Source organism: Cobetia sp. ICG0124, assembly GCF_004006355.1.
Lineage (GTDB): Bacteria > Pseudomonadota > Gammaproteobacteria > Pseudomonadales > Halomonadaceae > Cobetia > Cobetia marina.
On record NZ_CP024893.1, the window covers coordinates 1,102,233 to 1,122,911 of the forward strand.

Sequence of the window (20,679 nt, forward strand, 5' to 3'; positions counted from 1 at the left end):
AAGTGAACATAGCTTAGTGAAAGTCGAACATCAAGGTGATTCTTGTGGCACCTCGATTTTCGAAAGTGCGCATGCAACATGCAAGGCCACTTCATGCTGGTGCATCAGTCTCAGAATGTTTTCCGGAGGCTGGATATCCGTGAACAGCGCATCCAGCTGGCTCAGGTTGCCCTGACGCACCACGGCATTGCGCTGGAACTTGGAGTGATCCGCGATCAGGAATACCTGGCGCGAGTTGTGGATGATCGCCTGGGCGACACGCACTTCCTGATAGTCGAACTCCAGCAGCGAGCCATCTTCATCGATGCCGCTGATGCCGATGATGCCGTAATCCACCTTGAACTGATTGATGAAGTCGATGGTGGCCTCGCCGATGATGCCGCCATCGCGGGAGCGCACCATGCCACCGGCGACGATGACATTGAAATCCTCCTTGTGCTGGAGAATGGCTGCCACGTTGAGGTTGTTGGTGATGACTTCCAGTCCGTGATGATCACACAGCGCCTCGGCGACCATCTCATTGCTGGTGCCGATGTTGATGAACAGCGAGGCGTGATCCGGTATCTCGTTGGCGAGGGTGCGAGCGATGCGCCGCTTGGCTTCCAGGTTCAGGGTCTTGCGCGTGCTGTAGGCAGTGTTCACCGTGCTGGATTCAAGTCCCGCCCCCCCATGGACACGCTTTAGGGCACCGGCTTCCGAGAGCTGGTTGAGATCACGGCGAATGGTCTGCGGCGTGACCTTGAAGTGACTCGCCAGCTGCTCGATGGAGGCATAGCCCTGACGCGTGATCAGTTCGACGATGGCGCGGTGGCGCTTGGACTGCATCATCCTGTCCTCTTGCTCCAACCACATTCTGTCCATTGACCAGGGAACCACCAGCTCGCGCGCCATCCTCTTCGATCGTGAAGGCGCGGTGACCGGACTGGCACAAGAAGAATTTGCGCAACACTTTCCGAACAGCGGCTGGGTCGAGCATCACGTCGATGATATCTGGGGATCGGTGAAGCGCACCGTGCATCAGGCGCTGATCAATACCAATATCGGCGCTGAGCAGGTCGCGGCCATCGGGATCACCAACCAGCGTGAGACCACGATCGTCTGGGACCGCAAGACCGGCGTGCCGGTCTACAACGCCATCGTCTGGCAGGACCGCCGGACCCACGAGTACTGCCGTGAGCTTTCCGATGCCGGCCATGGCGAGATGATTCAGCGCAAGACCGGCCTGCTGATTGACCCGTACTTCTCCGCGACCAAGCTGCGCTGGATTCTCGAGAACGTAGAAGGCGTGCGTGCGCGCGCCGAGAAGGGCGAACTGGCCTTCGGAACCGTCGACAGCTATCTGATCTGGAAGCTGACCGGTGGGGCCCGTCACGTGACCGATGCCACCAATGCCTCGCGCACCTGCCTGTTCAACATCGTTGATCAGTGCTGGGACAGCGAGCTGCTGGCGCTGTTCGGCATCCCGGAATGCCTGCTGCCGGAAGTGCTGGATTCCAGTGATGATTTCGGCACCACCGATCCGCAGCTGTTCGGGGCGGCAATGCCGATCCGTGGCGTGGCGGGCGATCAGCAGGCGGCGCTGGTCGGGCAGGCCTGTTTCACGCCGGGCATGAGCAAGAGCACCTATGGCACGGGCTGCTTCATGATCATGAACACCGGCGAGAAGATGGAGCTGTCCAGGAACCGTCTGCTCACCACCGTCGGTTATCGCCTCAACGGCAAGCCGACCTTCGCCATGGAAGGCAGCATCTTCGTGGCCGGCGCCACCGTGCAGTGGCTGCGTGATGGCCTGAAGCTGTTCTCCGACGCCTCCGAGACCGAGCCGCTGGCACGTGCGGCCAGCGCAGATCACGGCGTCTACATGGTGCCGGCCTTCACCGGCCTGGGAGCGCCACACTGGGACCCGCAGGCTCGCGGCGCGATCCTGGGGCTGACCCGAGGTACCGGCATCACCGACATCGTCGCGGCCGGCCTGCAATCGGTGTGCTATCAGACCCGAGATCTGCAGGAGTGCATGCTGGATGACGTCACCATCAATTGCGCGAATCTGCGCGTGGATGGCGGCATGGTCAGCAACAACTGGGTGATGCAGTTCCTCTCCGACATGCTGGGCGTGAAGGTGGATCGCCCACGCGTGCTGGAAACTACGGCGCTGGGTGTGGCGTATCTGGCCGGCCTGCATATCGGTTGGTATGAAAGCCTGGAGGAGATCAGCGAGCTGTGGCACTGCGAGCGCACCTTCGCGCCGGAGATGGCGGAAGAGCAGCGTGAGCGCCTCTATGCCGGTTGGCTGGAAGCCGTCGAACGGGTGAAGAGCGACGGAGGTCACTGACATGTGGACTGACGTCATGACGGGCGAGTTTCTCGGTTGCCTGTTCCTGATCCTCTTCGGCGGCGGTGTGGTCGCCAACGTGGTACTCGCGGATACCAAGGGCAACGGCTCCGGGTGGATCGTGATCACCACCGGCTGGGGATTTGCGGTGATGATCGGCGTGTTCGTGGCCGTTTCCACCGGCTCGCCCCAGGCGGACCTCAATCCGGCGGTGACCCTCGCCAAGTACCTGCTCGGGGTGCATGCCACCCTCATCGATGTGGCGCGTCATGTCATCGCCCAGATGCTGGGCTGCTTCGCCGGTGCGGTGATGGTGTGGCTGGCCTATCTGCCGCATTGGAAGCGTACCGGCGACGCTGGCCTCAAGCGTGCGGTGTTCTGTACTGACCCCGCGGTCGAGTGCCGGTTGGGCAACATGCTCAGTGAGGTGATCGGCACCGTGGTGCTGATCTTCGGCATCGGCGCCATCGTCGGCTCCGGCAAGATCAGTGCCGGCCTGCTGCCGTATCTGGTCGGCATGCTGGTGTGGGCCATCGGGCTGTCGCTGGGTGGCGCCACGGGCTATGCCATCAATCCGGCGCGTGATCTTGGTCCTCGCATCGCGCACTCGCTGCTGCCGATCCATGGCAAGGGTGCCTCCGGGTGGGGATATGCCTGGGTGCCCATCGCCGGGCCGCTGGCGGGGGCATTGATCGCGGCCAGCATGTGGAATCTGCTGCTGTAAATGTGGACTGACGTCATGACGGGCGAATTTCTGGGTACCACGCTCATGATCCTGCTGGGCGGCGGAGTCGTCGCCAATGCGATGCTGCGCAAGACCAAGGGAGCCGGTTCCAGCTGGTTGATGATCAATGCCGGCTGGGGCTTTGCGGTGATGGTCGGGGTGCTGGTGTCGACCTCGACAGGCTCTCCCTACGGAGATCTCAATCCAGCGGTCACCCTCGCCAAGTATCTGCTGGGCGTGCATGCAAGCGTGCTCGAGGTGGCCAGGATGATGCTGGCGGAGATGCTGGGATGCTTCACCGGGGCCGTGCTGGTGTGGGCGGCGTATTACCCCCATTGGAAGGTGACCCGTGACCCGCTGCGCAAGCGTGCGGTCTTCTGTACCGATCCGGCAGTCGATTCCCGATTGGCAAATGTTGTCAGTGAGGCGATCGCGACGGTGGTTCTCGTCTTCGCGATCGGCAGCATGGTCAACAGCGAGCTGATCACTGACCGGGTATTGCCGTATCTCATCGGGGCGCTGGTGTGGGCCATCGGTCTGTCACTGGGTGGCCCGACCGGCAATGCGATGAACCCGGCGCGCGATCTTGCGCCACGTGTCGCGCATTGGCTTCTGCCGATTCCGGGCAAGGGCAGTTCTGACTGGGGGTATGCCTGGGTGCCGATCGCCGGCCCCTTGCTGGGGGCGGCTGTGGCCGCGGGACTGCGATGGGTATTGTTTTGACGGCGAGAAATTTTTTTATCATCAGGGGGTTGCATCAAAACGGAAGATAAGTAGAATACGTCCTCGCTGACAGGGCAAAGCGCTTCGCACCACAAACGCTTCCTCATTCAGCTGCTGACACAGGACCATAGCTCAGTTGGTTAGAGCGCCACGTTGACATCGTGGAGGTCGGCGGTTCAAATCCGCCTGGTCCTACCAAGCATCGGCATCGAGTGGCAACGATCGCGCCAGCTTGATACAGGACCATAGCTCAGTTGGTTAGAGCGCCACGTTGACATCGTGGAGGTCGGCGGTTCAAATCCGCCTGGTCCTACCAAGCTCCAGGACCATAGCTCAGTTGGTTAGAGCGCCACGTTGACATCGTGGAGGTCGGCGGTTCAAATCCGCCTGGTCCTACCAGATTCCAGAAAACGCCCGACTCATCGAGTCGGGCGTTTTCGTGTGCGCGTCAGACACGCCTGTCGAGAAGCGCTGGCGCTGGCCGTGCTGTCAGGCAAGCGTGGTGTCGAGGAAGTCACCGGCTTCCTTGAGGGCGGCGTTGGCAGCGCTGAGCAGTGGTGCGAAGCCGACGAACACATGCGGCATGTCCGGCCACAGGCTGAGCGTGACAGGTGAGCCGCAATCCTGTGCCTGCGCGGCGTAGCGACGACTGTCATCGAGCAGGATTTCCGCCTCGCCGCATTGGATCAGCGTCGGTGGCAGGTCAAACAGATTCCCCTCCAGCGGCGAGATACGTGGATCGCTCATGTCGGTACCGTCCTGCACATAGGCCATGCTCACGAAGGGCAGCAGATTGGGATCGAGGATCGGGTCCACCTCGGCCTTGCGCGACAGCGAGGCGCTGCCCCAGCTGAGGTCAGTGGCGGGCGAGAAGGCGATCACCGCGTCCGGCAGCCGCTCGCCTGCGCTCTTGAGCGCGTTGAGGGCCGAGAGCGTGAGGTTGCCGCCCGCGCTGTCTCCGGCCAGCAGCAGGTGGTCATCCGGAAACTCGCGGCACAGCCAGTGCCATGCGGCCAGTACGTCTTCCAGGCCTGCCGGGAAGGGCGCCTCAGGGGCGAGGCGATAATCCAGCGTGTAGGTCTCGGCGCGCGCCGTGCGGCCCAGACGGCTGGCCAGCGGGCGATGGCCGGCGGGGGAGCCGGCGATCCAGCTACCCCCATGCACGTACAGCAGGCGACGTGCAGGTGTCGGTGCGCCGTCTGGTGCGGGCAATACCTCACAGAGGCGCTCGCCGTTTCCTCCCGGCAGCATCTCGAGGCGTGGCGTCACGCCGGTGTCGAGAATGCTGGCATCGGCGGCGAAGTAGCCTTCCAGCAGGGTGCGCTTGGCGCCCAGGTCATTGCCGGTACGTGCCGTGAAGGTCTTGAGGCGCTCGAGATGCGCGATGACCTGCTCGAGCCCTGCGTGGGCGTCATCGTGATTCTGGAGAGAGCCTTGCGCATGCGGGGCAGGATGAGCGGTCGATGAAGATGAGGAAGGCGCTGAGGAAGATATCAGGCGGGCACGCTGTCGAAATCGCTGGAGGCGATGAAGATCTCGACCAGGCGTTCGATGCCGGCTTGATCCTCTTCATCGAAGCGCTCGGGGCTGGGGCTATCCAGGTCCAGCACGCCCCACAGCACTTGCTGGCCGTTCTGCTCGATGAGAACGGGGATGACCAGCTCGCTGCGCGACGCGGCGTCACAGGCGATATGGCCCGGGAAGGCATGCACATCCGCGATACGCTGAGTGGTGCGCTGGGTCGCGGCAGCGCCACACACGCCCTTGGTGAAGGGGATCGGGTGGCAGGCCGGCTGACCCTGGAACGGTCCCAGGTGCAGGATCTGCGGCTGACGTTGCACATAGAAGCCTGCCCAGTTGAGGTCCGCCACCGTCATGTTGATGAAGGCAGCCGTCTGGGAGGCGTTGGTCAGCCAGTCGCGAGTGTCGAGCGTGGCGTCCAGCTGGCGGGCCAGCAGTGAGTAGTCGGGACGAGTGGCCATGTTGGCTCCTGAGTGGATGGCGGGTTGATGCCGGTGACGCAGGGATGCGGTCGCGGGTCGCCTGTTTCAAGCACGCCCTACGCGCGCGCTCTTGCGCAGGCTTATTTCCAGCCCGGTACCGCAGCGCCCTTGAACAGCTCTTCGGCCTTGGCTTCGACTTCCGGTGTCTGGTAGGCCTTGACCAGCTTCTGCACCTTCTCGCTGTCTTCATCGCCCTGGCGCACGACGATCAGGTTGACGTACGGGGACTCGGCGCCTTCACGGATCAGCGCGTCTTCCGGTTTCAGGCCAGCCGGCTGAGCGAAGGTGTTGTTGATGAAGGCCAGGTCGACGTCCGGCAGGATGCGCGGCAGCTGGGCAGCCTCGATTTCCTTGAACTGGTAGTCATGCGGGTTCTTGGCGACGTCGATCGGGGTCGCTTCGAGGTTGTCCTTGTCGGTCAGCTCGATCATGCCCAGGTCGTGCATCAGGATCAGGGAGCGGCCTTCGTTGGACGGGTCGTTCGGCAGTGCGATGGTCGCGCCGTCCGGCAGTTCGCTGATGTCTTCGTACTTCTCGGAATAGGCACCGATCGGGTACACGAAGGTCTTGCCGGCGCTGGCGAACTTGTAGCCGCGCTCACGCACCATGGATTCCATGTACGGCTGGTGCTGGTAGGCGTTGGCATCCAGCGAGCCATCGGCCAGAGCGGCGTTGGGAGATACGTAGTCGGTGAACTCGGTGATCTCGACGTTCAGGTCGTACTTTTCCTTGGCGATCTCGGCCGCGACCTTCATCACCTCGGTTTCCGGACCTGCGACGGTACCCATCTTGAGGGTGTTCTCGTCGGACGCGTCGTTGCCGCAGCCTGCCAGCAGGGTGGCGCCGAGCAGGGTGGCAGCACCGGCAAGGCGCAGCGGGGAAGAAAGCGTGGTCAGCATGTTGCGCATCGATGTTCTCCTTGTGATCCGACGTGACCGGCGGGGTCCGCGGGATGTTATGAGTGACGGCTCATTGTGATGAGCCGTCACGATACCGAAAGCCATGTGATTTGTAGATCGATCGCCACTGGTGGATCACTCACCGCTCATGGAGCGAGGCTTACTTGTGGTTCGACTTGCGCACCAGATGGTCGCCCAGGCTCTGGAAGCCTTGCACCATGACGACGAGGATGACCACGGTCACCAGCATCACCATCGGGTCGAAGCGGTTGTAGCCGTAGCGGATGCCGAGATCCCCCAGGCCGCCGCCACCGACGGTACCGGCCATGGCGGAATAGCTGATCAAGGTGACCACGGTGATGGTCAGACCATTGATGATGCCGCCGCGTGCTTCCGGCAGCAGGACCTTGGTGATGATCTGCATCGGCGTGGCACCCATGGCCTGAGCGGCCTCGACCAGCCCCGGGCCGACTTCATTCAAGGCGCCTTCGATCAGACGGGCGACGAAGGGAATCGAGGCGATGGTCAGCGGCACGATGGCGGCATTGGTGCCGATCGAGCTGCCGGCGATCAGGCGTGTCAGCGGGATGATCGCCACCATCAGGATGATGAAGGGCACCGAGCGGCCGATGTTGGTGATGATGCTCAGCACGCTGTTGAGCACCGGGCGCGCGAGAATCTGGCCCGGGCGCGAGGTGTAGAGTGCCACGCCCAGCGGAATGCCGAGTGCCGCGGAGATCAGGCCTGCCACCGCGACCATGTAGAGGGTCTCGAGGGTGGAGGACAGGACGAGTTCAAGCAGTGCGGGTGACATGGCCGAGCACCTCCACTTTCAGGTCGTGGGATTCGAGATAGTCCAGCGCCTGCTGGGTCTGGGCGCTGTCGCCCATCAGTTCGGCGATCATCAGGCCCAGGGTGCGGTCCTGAATGGATTCCACCTTGGCCTGCAGGATGCTGACGTCCACCTGACACTCACGCGCAAGGCGCGAGATCAGCGGCGTGGAGACGGCGTCGCCACTGAAGGCCAGACGGACCACCGGATGGGTGTGCGGGCCGGGAGTCGCCTCCAGGCGCTCGACCAGTGCGCGCGGTGGTTCGAGTTCCAGGAATTCATTGAGGAATTCGCGGCCCAGGCGGGTCTGCGGGGCGGTGAAGAAATCGCCGACCGCCGCCACTTCCACCAGCTCGCCGCCGCTGATCAATGCGACCTGATCACAGATGCTCTTGACCACTTCCATTTCATGGGTGATCAGCAGGATGGTCAGGCCCAGCTTGGCATTGATGTCCTTGAGCAGCTCGAGAATGGAGGCAGTGGTCTGGGGGTCGAGCGCCGAGGTGGCTTCATCGCACAGCAGCACCTTGGGGCGGCTGGCGAGTGCGCGAGCGATGGCGACGCGCTGCTTCTGTCCGCCGGACAGCTGGGCAGGATACTGGCTTGCCTTGTCGCTCAGGCCGGTCAGTTCCAGCAGTGGCTCGACGCGCTGGCTGATCTCGGCCTTGGAGATTCCGGCCAGTTCCAGCGGCAAGGCCACGTTGGCGAAGACGGTGCGCGAGGACAGCAGGTTGAAGTGCTGGAAGATCATGCCGATCTGGTGGCGAGCACGACGCAGGGCGCTGTCGTCGAGTGCGGTCAGCTCCTGACCATCGACCACGACACTGCCCTCGGTGGGGCGTTCGAGCAGATTGACGCAGCGAATCAGGGTCGATTTTCCGGCACCGGACAGGCCGATGACACCGGTAATGGCGCCCTGGGGAACCGTGAGACTGGCATCCTTGAGCGCGACCACGGCCTTGTCACCACTGCCGTAAGTCTTGGAGACGTTCTTGAGTGTGATCATGGGGGTCCGAATGGTTAAGGCACCAACCGGAATGCGGGCGAAGGTCTGCGGCAAGCCGCCTGTTCTGCGTGTGTCGAGGAAAAAAAGACCACCCAAGATGGGTGGCCATCAACGCTGGACACACCCTTTTAGCAGAACTTGCACCCCGGGAGACAGACTCTCGAAGTGGGCGCCCGCAATCCGGGTACAAATCGGCGCCAAACAGATTTGAGGCGCATTCTATCAGTCACCCTCGGGGTGTCAACGACTTTGGTCTGGCGTTGACGGTTTATTCGAACTGTCGTTCGATATGGCAATTTGCCGATACTCGCTGTCAGAGATGTCTTACACGCATGTTCACCGGTATCGTGCAAGGCATGGCGGAAGTGGTCGCCATTGAAGAGCGTCCGGAGTTTCGTATCCATCAGGTCCGGTTGCCGCAGGGGTTGGAGCAGGGGCTGGAAACCGGGGCGTCAGTGGCGCACAACGGTTGCTGCCTGACCGTGACGGCACTCGAGGGTCAGCTGGCCAGTTTCGATCTGATGCGTGAGACACTGCGACTGACCAACCTCGGCGAGCTCAAGGTGGGCAGTCGGGTCAACATCGAGCGGGCAGCGCGCTTCGGGGATGAAATCGGTGGCCACTCCATGTCCGGTCACGTCATGGCGATGGTCACCCTCGATGCCATTGAAGCCACGGCCGACAATCGCCGGATCTGGTTCCAGGCTCCCGCTGAGCTGATGCGTTTCCTGTTCGACAAGGGCTATGTGGGACTTGACGGTGTCAGTCTGACCATCGGGGAGGTCCAGGGCACGCGTTTCTGCGTCAATCTGATACCGGAAACTCTGGAGCGCACCCTGATGGGTGAGCGCGCGGTGGGGGATCGGGTCAATCTCGAGGTGGACCCCCAGACCCAGGCCATCGTCGAGACGGTGGAGCGAGTCATGGCCTCACGGCTGGCATGAGGCTTGCAGGCTTCCTGCGGGGTCAATTCGCTGGCAGGACGCCAGAACCCGTCTGACCGGTCAGGAAATATGCCTGCAATGCTCGATTCGCTGCAGACCTTTGGGTACCATGTTGCGCCTTTCGATGCCCTGCCACCGGCAGGGCATCGTGGTTCAGGCAGGCTGAACGAGGGGGAAGCCATGGTTGCCCCCTGTGCAGCATACCTGTCCGAGTGAGTTCGTGTTGATCCGCTGTTCCCGAACGTCATCGACCACTGCGGCTTGCCGGACAGGCACTGCTCAAGGATAAGGGTTTCCCTCATGCTGGAACGTCTCTTCAAGCTCTCGGAGCACGGTACCAATGTGCGTACCGAAGTCATCGCCGGATTCACTTCCTTCCTGGCGATGGCCTATATCATCTTCGTTGCCCCCTCGATGCTGGCCTCCACCGGCATGGATCACGGCGCCGTCTTCGTGGCGACCTGTCTGGCAGCTGCCCTTGGCTGCCTGATCATGGGGCTCTACGCCAACTACCCGATCGCGCTGGCACCCGGCATGGGCCTGACGGCCTTCTTCACCTATACGGTGGCGGGGCAGATGGGCGTTCCCTGGCAGATCGCGCTGGGCGCGGTCTTCCTGTCCGGGGTGAGTTTCTTCCTGCTCTCCGCCTTCAAGATCCGGGAGTGGATCATCAACGCCATTCCGGCCTCACTGAAGACGGGCATCGCCGCGGGCATCGGCCTGTTCATGGCGATCATCGCGCTGCAGGGCAGCGGCATCGTCGTTGATGCACCGGGCACCCTGGTCACGTTGGGTGATCTGTCCTCGCCGGCAGCCCTGTATGCGCTGCTGTCATTCTTCCTGATCGTCGCGCTGTCCTACCGCAAGGTGATCGGCGCCGTGATGATCGGCATCCTGGTGGTGACGCTGCTGGCGACCCTGACCGGCAACAATGACTTCCATGGTCTTGCCTCGATGCCGCCGAGCATGCTGCCGACATTCGCACAGCTCGACATCGCCGGCGCCTTCAACCTGGGCATGGTGTCGATCATCTTCGCGTTCCTGTTCGTCGATCTGTTCGATACCTCGGGCACGTTGATCGCCGTCTCCCAGCAGGCGGGACTCACCAACGAGCGTGGCCACCTGCCGCGTCTCGGCCGTGCCCTGATGGCAGACTCCAGCGCGACCATGGCCGGTTCGGTGATGGGGACCTCGAATGTCACCAGCTATATCGAATCTGCCACCGGTGTGGCGGCAGGCGGACGCACAGGACTGACCGCGGTGGTCGTGGCGGGACTGTTTCTCGTCAGCCTGTTCCTGTCACCGCTGGCCACCTCCATCCCCGCCTTTGCCACCGCGGGTGCGCTGCTCTATGTTGCCTGCCTGATGACAGGTGGCCTGGCACGCATCGACTGGAATGACATTACCGAAGCCGCGCCAGTGGTGATCGCCACCCTGGTGATGCCACTGACCTACTCGATTGCCAACGGGATCGCACTGGGCTTCATCAGCTACGCCGTGATCAAGCTGTTCTCTGGCCGCTATCGTGATCTGAGCCCGGGGCTGGTGATTCTCGCCGTCCTGTTTGCCTGCAAATACCTGTTCCTCGACGGAGCCCTTTAATGAGCATCTACAGCGACTACATCAAGTCTGTCATCCGCACCGTGCCGGATTGGCCCCAGCCGGGTGTCAACTTCCGCGACATCACGCCGGTGCTGCAGAATTCCGCCGCGTTCCGCAAGCTGATCGACTCCTTCGTGCACCGCTATCAGGAGATGGAGATCGACGCCATCGCCGCCATCGATGCACGCGGCTTCATCATCGGTGCACCGCTGGCCTATGAGCTGGGCTGCAGCTTCGTGCCGGTGCGCAAGAAGGGCAAGCTGCCGTTCAAGACCATCAGCGAGACCTACACGCTGGAATACGGTGAGTCCACCGTCGAACTGCATTCCGATGCCTTCCGTGAAGGCGATCGCATCCTGGTGATGGATGACCTGATCGCCACCGGTGGCACCATGCTGGCGGCCTGCAAGTTGATCGAGCGCACCGGCGGTATCGTGGTGGAGACCGCCGCGATCATCGACCTGCCGGAGCTGGGCGGTTCCGCCAAGATCCGCGAAGAAGGCCACAGCGTCTTCGCCGCCTGCAGCTTTACCGAAGCCGAGTAAGCCTGCGCAACGACGATGGCCCTGTCTTCTGGCAGGGCCATCGTCGTTGCGATCTGTCCCTTGTAGGGTGGCACGCCAGCCACCATGCTTTGTTCCTGTTCCGTCATTGCGAGTGACCCACATGTCTTCCGAACGCTATCACGACCATTTCATCGTCTCCTGGGACCAGCTGCACCGCGACGTGCGCGCGCTCTGTCATGACCTGATCGGTCGTGACTACAAGGGCATCATCGCCATCACCCGTGGTGGGTTGATCCCGGCTGGCCTGATCGCCCGTGAGCTGGGCATCCGCCATATCGACACCGTGTGCATCAAGAGCTACCACGACCACATGGAGCAGGGTGGTCTGGAAGTGGTCAAGGGCGTCGATCATGACGGTGACGGCTGGCTGCTGGTCGATGACCTCGTCGACACCGGCAACACCGCACGTGCCGTGCGCGACATGTTGCCCAAGGCCCATTTCGTGACCGTCTACGCCAAGCCGGAAGGCCGTCCGCTGGTCGATGATTTCATCACCGAAGTGCCGCAGAACTGCTGGATCCAGTTCCCGTGGGACATGGGAATCGCCTACGTCGAACCGATCTCCGAGCAGCTCAAGAAGCAAGAGAGCGACAGCTGACATGCCGTTGGAGACTGCCACCTCCGGTAGCTCCCAGGTGCTGCCTGCCGACTGGCAGGCGCATCTCGGGCAGGAATTCCATGCCGAGTACATGCAGCGGCTCAAGGCCTTCCTGCGCGTCGAGAAAGATGCCGGCAAGGTGATCTACCCGCACTCGCAGGACTGGTTTCGCGCCTTCTGGCTGACCCCGCTGAGCAACGTCAAGGTCGTGATCCTGGGGCAGGACCCCTATCACGGGCCGGACCAGGCACATGGTCTGTGCTTCTCGGTACGCCCCGGCGTGCGCCCGCCGCCCTCACTGAAGAACATCTACAAGGAACTGGCTGTCGATGTCGGGGTCGAACCCGTGGATCACGGCTTCCTCGAAAGCTGGGCGGAGCAAGGGGTGTTGCTGCTCAATAGCGTGCTGACGGTCGAGCAGGGCAAGGCCGCCTCGCATCAGAAGCAAGGTTGGGAGCAGTTCACCGACCGCGCCATCGACGTGATCAACCAGCACTGCGAGGGTGTCGTCTTCCTGCTCTGGGGCAGTCATGCCCAGAAGAAGGCGGGGGCCGTGGATCGCCAGAAGCATCTGGTACTCCACGCTCCGCATCCGTCGCCTCTCGCAGCGCACCGCGGATTCTTCGGTTCTCGTCACTTCTCACAGGCCAATGCCTGGCTGGAGGCACGTGGCGATGTGCCGATAGATTGGCAGCTGCCTCTTCTGTCCCAAGAGGTATTTCCATGAGCGTCCATGCCATCAATCATCCACTGGTCCAGCACAAGCTCGGCCTGATGCGTGCAGCAGGCATCAGCACCAAGAGCTTCCGTGAGCTGGCCAGTGAGGTCGCCAAGCTGTTGACCTATGAGGCAACCCAGGACCTTGAGCTGGAAACTACCACCATTGACGCCTGGAGCGGCAACGAGCTGGACGTCCAGAGCATCAAGGGCAAGAAAGTGACCATCGTGCCGATCCTGCGTGCCGGTCTCGGCATGCTGGAAGGGGTGACGGACCTGATTCCCAGCGCGCGCATCAGCGTGGTGGGGCTGTACCGTGATGAGGAAACCCTCGAGCCGGTACCGTACTTCGAGAAGTTCGTCTCGGATCTCGATGAGCGTCTGGCGATCGTCATCGACCCGATGCTGGCGACAGGCGGTTCCATGATCGCCACGCTGGACATGCTGAAGGCCAAGGGCTGCCAGCAGATCAAGGTGATCGTGCTGGTTGCGGCACCAGAAGGCATCGCCAAGGTGCAGGAGTCCTATCCTGACATCGAGATCTTCACGGCTTCCGTCGATGATCGTCTTGATGAGAATGGCTACATCGTCCCGGGTCTTGGTGACGCCGGTGACAAGATCTTCGGCACGCGCTAAGCGCCCCTGAGAAGGAGCCTTTCACGCTGGCGACGCTGATCACGGGAGCACAGATGCTCTTCGTGGCCTTCGGTGCGCTGGTGCTGGTGCCGTTGCTGACTGGCCTTGATCCCAACGTCGCGCTGTTCACGGCAGGGGTCGGGACGCTGGTCTTCCAGAGCGTCACCAAGGCGAGCGTGCCGGTCTTTCTCGCCTCGTCATTCGCCTTCATCGCCCCCATCCAGAGCTCGGTCGCCAACTTCGGCATTCCCGCCACCATGGGGGGATTGTTCGTTGCCGGACTGGTCTATGTGTTGCTGGCGCAGTGCATTCGTCTCAAGGGCGTCGGTATCGTGCATCGCCTGTTGCCTGCCGTGGTGGTGGGGCCTGTCATCATGGTGATCGGACTGGCGCTGGCACCGACCGCCGTCCAGATGGCCACGGGGGAATTCAGTGACACCATTTCTCATGGACAGGCACTGACCCTCTCGCTGGTGAGTCTTGCCGTCACCTTGGTACTGTCGATCTTCGGTCGCGGACTGTGGCGCCTCATCCCGATTCTCGGCGGGATCATCACCGGCTATCTGCTGGGACTGGCCATGGGGGTGATCGACCTGTCGCCTGTGGCGGAGGCGGCGTGGCTGGCCTTGCCAAGCTTCACCGCTCCTACCTTCGAGTTCTCCGCCATCCTGTTCATGATTCCGGTCGCCATCGCGCCGGCCGTGGAGCATATCGGTGACATGGTGGCCATCGGCTCCGTGACGCGTCAGAACTATCTGAAGAAGCCGGGACTGCATCGGACACTGCTGGGAGATGGCCTGGCCACCAGCGCGGCCTCATTGTTCGGTGGACCGCCCAACACGACATACTCGGAAGTGACGGGCGCCGTCATGCTGACGCGCAATTTCAATCCGCGTGTCATGACCGTCGCGGCCTGCGTGGCCATCTCGCTTGCCTTCATCGGCAAGGTGGGGGCGGTACTGCAGACGATTCCCACCCCTGTCATGGGTGGCATCATGTGCTTGCTGTTCGGGTCGATCGCCGTGGTGGGGATGAACACCCTGGTGCGTGCCGGTGATTCGCTTACCGCGCCGCGCAATCTCGTGATCGCATCCTTGATTCTGGTCTTCGGGATTGGCGGCATGCAGGTTGGTGGTGGCCAGTTCACGCTGCAGGGCGTCAGCCTGGCGGCCATTCTGGGGATCGTGCTCAATCTGGTGCTGCCCCCGGCGAAAGAGGGGGAGTAATCCTCCTCCACACCGGCGAGCGTCGCGTCCCGATCGGCGCTGGTGATGCATAGCGTGTCCGGTCCGGGTGCCATCTCGATGGCATTGATGAGCAGATTGACCAGCACCTGTGTCAGCTGGGCGCGGTCGGCCTCGATCTGACGTGTCGCCGAGAGCTCATGCGTCAATCTGTGTCCGTGATGATCCAGCGCATGGCGTACCAGTACTTCGACGCTATGGATGGCCTCATCTGGATGAATCTGGCTGAGGTGTGGGTCACGTGCATATTGGCGCAGGTTGTCGACCAGCGCGCGAATCCGTTCCACCTGATGGATGATGGTCGCGATTTCCTCGCGTACGGGGTCTGCCTGGTCGCCGAGAATGACTTCGATCAACTCGACATGCCCGAGGATGACGGCGGCGGGATTGTTGATCTCATGCCCGATGCCTGCCGTGAGTTCCCCGAGTGCTGCCAGCTTCTCGCGGGTCAACAGCTTCGCGCGTGCTTCGCGCAACAGGCGGACATGCTCCTCCAGTGCCTGGCTGCGCTCGCGCAGCGTGTTCGTCTGTGCGCTCAAGTCACGCGTGCGGTCCTCGACCTGGGCTTCCAGGGTATTGGCGGCCGCCTGAATCTCGCTGCGGTGCGCCTCCAGCCGCGCCAGCATGGTATCGAATTCCTGCGCCAGCTCATCCAGCTCATCACCACGACGCTGTTCTGGCCCAAGCGAGGCAAGCGGCCCGATGCGCAGCCCATCACTGGAGGGTGCATCGCGAACGGCATGCACCACATGGCGTATCTGGCGAATGGGGCGCATCAGGCGCTCGACCCCGCCCCAGACCAGTAGAACTCCCAACAGGCTGACCGCCAGCAGTACCAGGCTGATGTGGACCAATGTCTCCCGGTAGAGTCGCACGTAGGGTGCCTGGGGGTAGCCCGCGTAGATCATGCCGATCCGCTGGCCGTCCAGAGAATCCAGAGGCGCATAGGCGGCAACGAACCAGTCGCGTACCACGAAGGCGCGATTGACGTAGCGCTGCCCCTCACCGATGACCTGACGGGTCACTTCGAGCGAGGCCTGCGTGCCGAGTGCGCGTTCACCGGTGCTGTCAGTCACGTTGGTGGCAATTCGGACATCGTCCAGAAACAGGGTGATGGTGCCTGTGCCATCCAGCGGCAGCGTCCCCGGGCCGTAGAGGAGATCGCGGATCTCATCCACCAGGTTCGGGTCACGATTGAGCAGCCGCCCGGCATCAAGCACGCCCACGAGCGTCCCGCGTGAATCCATGATCGGCACCAGCGCACGCAGCAGCATGCCGCGCGTTTCCTCACGCCGCGCGCTGGGTTGTGCATGGGGGGTCCGGCGCAGGGCCAGGCGGGCCCGCTCTGCCAGCAAGGGGTCGAGGGATGCCAGCGAATCGCCGCTGAGCATGTCGAGGCCATCCAGACTCTCGCCCTGGCGCAGACGCGGAACCAGGGCGGCGACACCGGGCGTCTGTCCGAGCTGCTCCGCTGGCAGCCAGCGGAGCCAATCGGCGTTGAGGGTCTCACGCAACGCCTTCAGACGAGGCGCCAGTGGCGCAGGTTGCGGCGCAGGGTTTCCAGGCCGTCACGAAGCCGCTGGTGCTGACGTTGCAGCGTGCGGCTTGCCACATCGAGGTCGCTGCGCACGTTCATGTACAGCTGGCGGTCGGTGTAGGCGGTGGTCCAATAGGCGGTCAGGCCGACCAGCGCCAGCAGCAGCAGCAGCAGCGGGGCCAGCGTCAGCACCAGCAAGCGACGGCGCAGCGAGCCGGCAAGGTAATGGCGCAGGCGCTGGATCATGCAGGGTCATCAGCCGAGCGGTGAGGGCCGGGAGGGCATCGCCGGGCAGGCGGCCCAGCAGCAGCGCGCGCTCGATGACATTCTTCAATTCACGCACGTTGCCGGGCCAGGCATAGCGACACAGGCGTGCAAGGTCGGTGTGATCCCAGGGGACCTCGGGCAGTCCCAGTTCGCGCGACAGCTGTCGAGAGAAATGCAGGGCCAGGGCAGGAATGTCCGCGGGGCGATCCCGCAGTGCCGGCAGCCGCAAGCTGAGCACGTTCAAGCGGTAGTAGAGGTCTTCTCGAAAGCGACCCGCCGCGACCTCCGTCTCGAGCGTGCGATGGGTGGCGGCCACGATGCGCACATCGACGGCCTGCTCTTGCTCACCGCCCACTGGGCGCACGCGTCGGGTTTCCAGTACCCGCAACAGCCTGGACTGCATGGTCAGCGGCATCTCGCCGATTTCATCCAGAAACAGGGTGCCGCCATCGGCGAAGCTGAACAGCCCATCACGTCCGCGGTGGGCGCCGGTGAAGGCCCCCTTGAGGTGACCGAAAAGCTCGCTCTCGAGAAGTTCCGGACTGATGGCGCCACAGTTGACCGGTACGAAGGCACCGCGCCGTCCGGAGAGACGGTGCAGGTCGCGTGCCGCCAGTTCCTTGCCGGTGCCGGATTCCCCGAGTATCAGCACGGGAGAGGGGGCCGGCGCGACGCGCGCGATGATCTGCGCGAGTTCCTGCATGCCGGGGGTCTCGCCCTGCAGGCTGGCCTCCTCACCCTGGTGGCGTGCATTGTCGCGACGCAGCAGGAAGTTCTCGCGTGCCAGTTGGCGGCGTTCGAGGCAGCGGTCTATCGCGGCGTGCAGCTGTTCGAGGCGGAACGGCTTGATGATGAAATCACTGGCACCTGCGCGCAGGGCACGTACGGCGGTATCGAGATCGGCATAGGCCGTCATGAAGATGACGTCGCTGACCGATGACGGTGACAGGGCCTCCTCCCACTCAAGGCCATCACGTCCCGGCAGGCGGATGTCGAGCAGGATGAGATCAAAATGCAGGCGCGAGCGCAGCGATTCGGCCTGCTCGACGCTTTCGACGGCTTCGATCATCGCGAAGCGGGATGCCAGCGCCTTTTCCAGGTAACGCCGCATGCCCGGCTCGTCATCGACGATCAGGACCGATGCGGTCGGCAAAGCAGGGAGCTACCTCATGCCGCATCGTCACATCCTCTCCGCCCGCCATCTGCTGGGTGCCATCGCCGGTCTGTCTCTCGGCGCGCTGAGCCTGCAGCCCGCTCAGGCCGCGGATGACATCATCCGCCTCGCGACCACCACCAGTACCTACAATTCCGGCCTGCTGGACAATCTGTTGCCGGCATACGAACAGGCCAACGATGTCACTATCCAGGTGATCGCCGTGGGGACCGGCAAGGCATTGCGCATGGGGCAGGATGGCGATGTGGATCTGGTGATGACGCATGCGCCGGGCGCGGAGCGCAAGTTCGTCGATGCCGGGTATGGCATCGAGCCACATGGCGTGATGTACAACGACTTCGTGCTGCTGGGGCCCAAGGCGGATCCGGCCAATGTCGAGGGCATGTCCGACGTGGACGCGGCCCTGGCCAGAATTGCCGAGAGCAATGCCGGCTTCGTGTCACGCGGTGATGACTCCGGGACTCACAAGAAGGAGCTGTCGCTGTGGGCGAGCGCCGATGTCGTCCCCGATTTCTCGGCATACAAGGCCGTGGGGCAGGGGATGGGCAAGGTGCTGAGCATGGCCAGCGAGCTGCAGGATTACACCCTGAGTGACCGCGGCACCTGGCTTGCCATGCAGGACAAGCTCGACCTTTCCGTGCTGGTGGAGGGAGATGCGCGCCTGTTCAATCCCTACCAGGTGATTCTGGTCAACCCGGCCAATCATGAAGGTCTGAACACCGAAGGCGCCCGTGCGCTGGCTCAGTGGCTGATTTCCCGTGAGGGTCAGCAGGCGATCGATGACTTCCGTCTCAAGGGGCAGGCGCTGTTCCATGCCAGCCACGGTGAAACCGGTTTCGATGCCCAGAAGACTGCGGATGGCCAGGCGGCGCCGCGTTCGTGACGCTCTGGCATACCACGCAGGAGGCCATGGGCCTCCTGCTGAGCATGGACGCCGCACTCTGGGAAATCATCGGCGTCTCTTTCCGGGTCTCGCTGATGGCCATGCTGGTGGCTGTACCGCCGGCTCTGCTGATCGCCTTCGTGCTGGTGCGTTGCGCCTTCCCGGGGCGCTGGCTGTTGATCTCGCTGGTGAATACCCTGATGGCCGTGCCCACCGTGGTGGTGGGGCTGCTGCTGTTCATTCTGCTGTCACGGGCAGGCCCTCTGGGGGATTGGCATCTGCTGTTCACCCAGCCAGCGATGATTCTGGGCCAGATTCTGCTGGCGCTGCCGATATTGGTGGTGATGCTGCATGCAGCACTGGCTGGCGTGGACAGGCGTGCCTGGGAAACCGCATTGCAACTGGGGGCATCCCGGCCTGCGGCGTTGTGGCGGTTGGTGATGGAGGCGCGCTTCGGGGTGATGGCCGCGTTGGTGGCGGCGTTTGGTAGAATCATCGCGGAAGTGGGTTGCGCTATGATGGTGGGTGGTAACATTGCCGGCTTTACCCGCAACATCACGACCGCGATCGCCCTGGAGACCCTCAAGGGAGAATACGCTCAGGGGGTCGCCCTGGGCATGGTGCTGCTGGTATTGGCCCTGGTGCTCAATCTGCTGCTGGGGCTGCTGCGTGGCCGTGGTCAGCTGGCCGTACAGGTCTGAGTGGCGCTGCAGTGGACGCCAGACCCGAGGCGCGGCTGGGTGCACCTGAGCGGAGACAATGGCAGTGGCAAGACCACCTTGCTCAGGGTGCTGGCCGGCATGCAGCCTGCCAGTGGTGGAGAGCTTCGCTGGCAGAAGGGGGCCGCCGGCCAGATACGCTATCTGCACCAGCAGCCCTATCTCTTTGATACCAGCGTGGCCGGCAACCTGGTGCTGGCGGCGCGCTGGCAGCCGCAACGGCGCTCTGCCGGCGAGCAGCGCGATCAGGTCGAGGCCATGCTGGAGTGGAGCGGTCTGAGCGAGCATGCCCGTCAGCCGGCACGCTCGCTGTCCGGTGGCGAGCGTGCACGTCTGGCACTGGCGCGCGCTTGGCTGTCGCGTCCTCCCGTCCTGCTGCTGGATGAGCCAGCGGCCAATCTCGACCAGGCCGCCGTGGAGCAGCTGGCCATCCGTCTCGAGCAGATGTCCCAGGCGGGTTGCGCGGTGATTCTGTCCTCGCATCAGGACAACGCGCTGAGTCATGGCTGTACGGCACGCTGGACGTTGGCGGAAGCTAGCCTGCACACTGAGCGCATGCCTGGTTGAGCCCAATCCCGGCGTGACACCTCTGCCGGCCAGTGGTGAACAGCTGGCGGCCTCGCTGACGCCGGCCAACATCACCGGTGTTATCCTGGCGGGCGGCCAGGCCCGGCGCATGGGCGGTGTCGACAAGGGACTGGTCATGCTCAATGAGGTGCCCTTGATCGCGCATGTGCTGGCACGCCTCACGCCCCAGGTCGGTGAGCTGCTGATCAATGCCAATCGCTCGCATCAGGAATATGCCGCCTATGGTCATCCGCTGGTGGAAGACCGTGAGGCGGGCTATTACGGCCCTCTGATGGGCATGGCCAGTGCGCTGGCCGCCGCGCATACCGAGTGGGTGATGGTGGTGGCCTGCGACGTGCCGCACCTGCCCAATGACCTCGTGGATACCCTGAGCGTGGCGCTGATAGATCACGCCAACGGTGACAGGCTTGCCGGCTACCGTGTGCAGGGAGATGACGCCTCGGCTGAGCCGGCGCTGCTGGCGGTGGCCGCCGATGACGAGCGCTATCACCCCGTCATCTGCCTCCTGCACCGTGGCCTTTTGCCATCACTGGAAGCCGCTCTGGCGGCAGGTGAGCGCAAGATCGACCGCTGGTTCGCGCAACATGTCTGGCTGACGGTGCAAGCGGGCAAGGCCGAAGACTTCGCCAATCTCAATACGCTGGATGAGTGCAGAGCGATGGAATCCGGCCCCCGCTGAGACTGC

At 63.1% G+C, this 20,679-nt stretch carries 22 protein-coding genes and 3 tRNA genes; 18 read left to right on the top strand and 7 right to left on the bottom strand.

Features of this window, described 5'->3' with window-relative positions; genetic code table 11:
* Window positions 1-30 precede the first annotated feature (30 nt).
* Window positions 31-828 carry a DeoR/GlpR family transcriptional regulator gene (locus CU110_RS05060; protein ID WP_127734746.1) on the bottom strand — a complete coding sequence of 266 codons (798 nt, stop codon included), beginning with the start codon at window positions 826-828 and terminating at the stop codon, window positions 31-33.
* Between CU110_RS05060 and glpK the strand changes: the two genes are divergently transcribed.
* From glpK to CU110_RS05090, 6 genes are all read left to right on the top strand, one after another.
* Entirely contained in the window at window positions 815-2,332 is a 1,518-nt protein-coding gene (gene glpK, locus CU110_RS05065) for a glycerol kinase GlpK (RefSeq protein WP_240665478.1), read from the top strand. The two genes, CU110_RS05060 and glpK, sit on opposite strands and share 14 nt — an antisense overlap.
* Window position 2,333: 1 nt before the next feature.
* Window positions 2,334-3,056, top strand: coding sequence for an MIP/aquaporin family protein (locus CU110_RS05070; RefSeq protein WP_077374599.1), 723 nt, complete (start codon window positions 2,334-2,336; stop codon window positions 3,054-3,056).
* Between the two features lie 15 nt (window positions 3,057-3,071).
* Complete coding sequence (locus CU110_RS05075; protein WP_205694066.1) at window positions 3,072-3,779, top strand: MIP/aquaporin family protein; 708 nt, start codon at window positions 3,072-3,074, stop codon at window positions 3,777-3,779.
* 121 nt (window positions 3,780-3,900) lie between these two features.
* A tRNA-Val gene (locus CU110_RS05080) sits at window positions 3,901-3,977 on the top strand.
* A 41-nt stretch (window positions 3,978-4,018) separates the two neighbouring features.
* Window positions 4,019-4,095 (top strand) — tRNA-Val (locus CU110_RS05085).
* 6 nt (window positions 4,096-4,101) lie between these two features.
* Window positions 4,102-4,178 (top strand) — tRNA-Val (locus CU110_RS05090).
* 90 nt (window positions 4,179-4,268) lie between these two features.
* Here the strand turns inward: CU110_RS05090 and CU110_RS05095 are convergent.
* The 5 genes from CU110_RS05095 to CU110_RS05115 all read right to left on the bottom strand — a co-directional run bounded on the left by CU110_RS05095 (window position 4,269) and on the right by CU110_RS05115 (window position 8,519).
* Window positions 4,269-5,048, bottom strand: a complete 780-nt coding sequence (locus CU110_RS05095; RefSeq protein ID WP_127734752.1) for an alpha/beta hydrolase — start codon at window positions 5,046-5,048, stop codon at window positions 4,269-4,271.
* A 224-nt stretch (window positions 5,049-5,272) separates the two neighbouring features.
* A complete protein-coding gene (locus CU110_RS05100; RefSeq protein ID WP_077374593.1) occupies window positions 5,273-5,761 on the bottom strand; it encodes a GAF domain-containing protein in 489 nt (162 codons plus the stop codon).
* 101 nt (window positions 5,762-5,862) lie between these two features.
* Window positions 5,863-6,681, bottom strand: coding sequence for a MetQ/NlpA family ABC transporter substrate-binding protein (locus CU110_RS05105; RefSeq protein ID WP_077375588.1), 819 nt, complete (start codon window positions 6,679-6,681; stop codon window positions 5,863-5,865).
* 160 nt (window positions 6,682-6,841) lie between these two features.
* Complete coding sequence (locus CU110_RS05110) at window positions 6,842-7,495, bottom strand: methionine ABC transporter permease (protein WP_077374591.1); 654 nt, start codon at window positions 7,493-7,495, stop codon at window positions 6,842-6,844.
* Window positions 7,476-8,519, bottom strand: coding sequence for a methionine ABC transporter ATP-binding protein (locus CU110_RS05115; RefSeq protein ID WP_077374589.1), 1,044 nt, complete (start codon window positions 8,517-8,519; stop codon window positions 7,476-7,478). The genes CU110_RS05110 and CU110_RS05115 overlap by 20 nt, the downstream gene beginning before the upstream one ends.
* A gap of 332 nt (window positions 8,520-8,851) precedes the next feature.
* Here CU110_RS05115 and CU110_RS05120 point away from each other — a divergent pair, with 332 nt between their 5' ends.
* From CU110_RS05120 to CU110_RS16585, 8 genes are all read left to right on the top strand, one after another.
* Window positions 8,852-9,463 (top strand): riboflavin synthase subunit alpha, encoded by a 612-nt coding sequence (locus tag CU110_RS05120; RefSeq protein WP_084208141.1) that lies wholly within the window; start codon window positions 8,852-8,854, stop codon window positions 9,461-9,463.
* Window positions 9,464-9,763: 300 nt separating this feature from the next.
* Window positions 9,764-11,065: an NCS2 family permease gene (locus CU110_RS05125; RefSeq protein WP_084208142.1), complete on the top strand. Its 1,302-nt coding sequence runs from the start codon at window positions 9,764-9,766 to the stop codon at window positions 11,063-11,065.
* Entirely contained in the window at window positions 11,065-11,610 is a 546-nt protein-coding gene (locus CU110_RS05130; RefSeq protein ID WP_077374582.1) for an adenine phosphoribosyltransferase, read from the top strand. The genes CU110_RS05125 and CU110_RS05130 overlap by 1 nt, the downstream gene beginning before the upstream one ends.
* Before the next feature lie 121 nt (window positions 11,611-11,731).
* Complete coding sequence (gene gpt, locus CU110_RS05135) at window positions 11,732-12,229, top strand: xanthine phosphoribosyltransferase (protein ID WP_077374580.1); 498 nt, start codon at window positions 11,732-11,734, stop codon at window positions 12,227-12,229.
* A 1-nt stretch (window position 12,230) separates the two neighbouring features.
* Window positions 12,231-12,956: a uracil-DNA glycosylase gene (gene ung, locus CU110_RS05140; RefSeq protein WP_127734755.1), complete on the top strand. Its 726-nt coding sequence runs from the start codon at window positions 12,231-12,233 to the stop codon at window positions 12,954-12,956.
* Window positions 12,953-13,582, top strand: coding sequence for a uracil phosphoribosyltransferase (upp, locus tag CU110_RS05145; protein ID WP_077374565.1), 630 nt, complete (start codon window positions 12,953-12,955; stop codon window positions 13,580-13,582). The genes ung and upp overlap by 4 nt, the downstream gene beginning before the upstream one ends.
* Window positions 13,583-13,608: 26 nt before the next feature.
* Window positions 13,609-14,808 carry a uracil-xanthine permease family protein gene (locus CU110_RS16580; protein WP_276317908.1) on the top strand — a complete coding sequence of 400 codons (1,200 nt, stop codon included), beginning with the start codon at window positions 13,609-13,611 and terminating at the stop codon, window positions 14,806-14,808.
* 158 nt (window positions 14,809-14,966) lie between these two features.
* Window positions 14,967-15,632, top strand: a complete 666-nt coding sequence (locus CU110_RS16585; RefSeq protein ID WP_240665479.1) for a hypothetical protein — start codon at window positions 14,967-14,969, stop codon at window positions 15,630-15,632.
* Between the two features lie 762 nt (window positions 15,633-16,394).
* On the opposite strand, the gene CU110_RS05160 is transcribed toward CU110_RS16585, so the two are convergent.
* Window positions 16,395-17,783, bottom strand: a complete 1,389-nt coding sequence (locus CU110_RS05160) for a sigma-54 dependent transcriptional regulator (protein ID WP_240665480.1) — start codon at window positions 17,781-17,783, stop codon at window positions 16,395-16,397.
* Window positions 17,784-17,799: 16 nt separating this feature from the next.
* Here CU110_RS05160 and CU110_RS05165 point away from each other — a divergent pair, with 16 nt between their 5' ends.
* Genes CU110_RS05165 through mobA form a run of 4 tightly spaced genes read left to right on the top strand, consistent with a single transcriptional unit; the run spans window position 17,800 to window position 20,673 of the window.
* A complete protein-coding gene (locus CU110_RS05165) occupies window positions 17,800-18,687 on the top strand; it encodes a substrate-binding domain-containing protein (RefSeq protein WP_127734764.1) in 888 nt (295 codons plus the stop codon).
* Between the two features lie 26 nt (window positions 18,688-18,713).
* On the top strand, window positions 18,714-19,388 hold the full coding sequence (locus tag CU110_RS05170) for an ABC transporter permease (RefSeq protein ID WP_205632739.1): 675 nt from the start codon (window positions 18,714-18,716) through the stop codon (window positions 19,386-19,388).
* On the top strand, window positions 19,389-19,973 hold the full coding sequence (locus tag CU110_RS05175) for an ATP-binding cassette domain-containing protein (RefSeq protein ID WP_127734767.1): 585 nt from the start codon (window positions 19,389-19,391) through the stop codon (window positions 19,971-19,973).
* Window positions 19,974-19,986: 13 nt separating this feature from the next.
* On the top strand, window positions 19,987-20,673 hold the full coding sequence (mobA, locus tag CU110_RS05180; RefSeq protein WP_240665481.1) for a molybdenum cofactor guanylyltransferase MobA: 687 nt from the start codon (window positions 19,987-19,989) through the stop codon (window positions 20,671-20,673).
* Window positions 20,674-20,679: the final 6 nt, after the last annotated feature.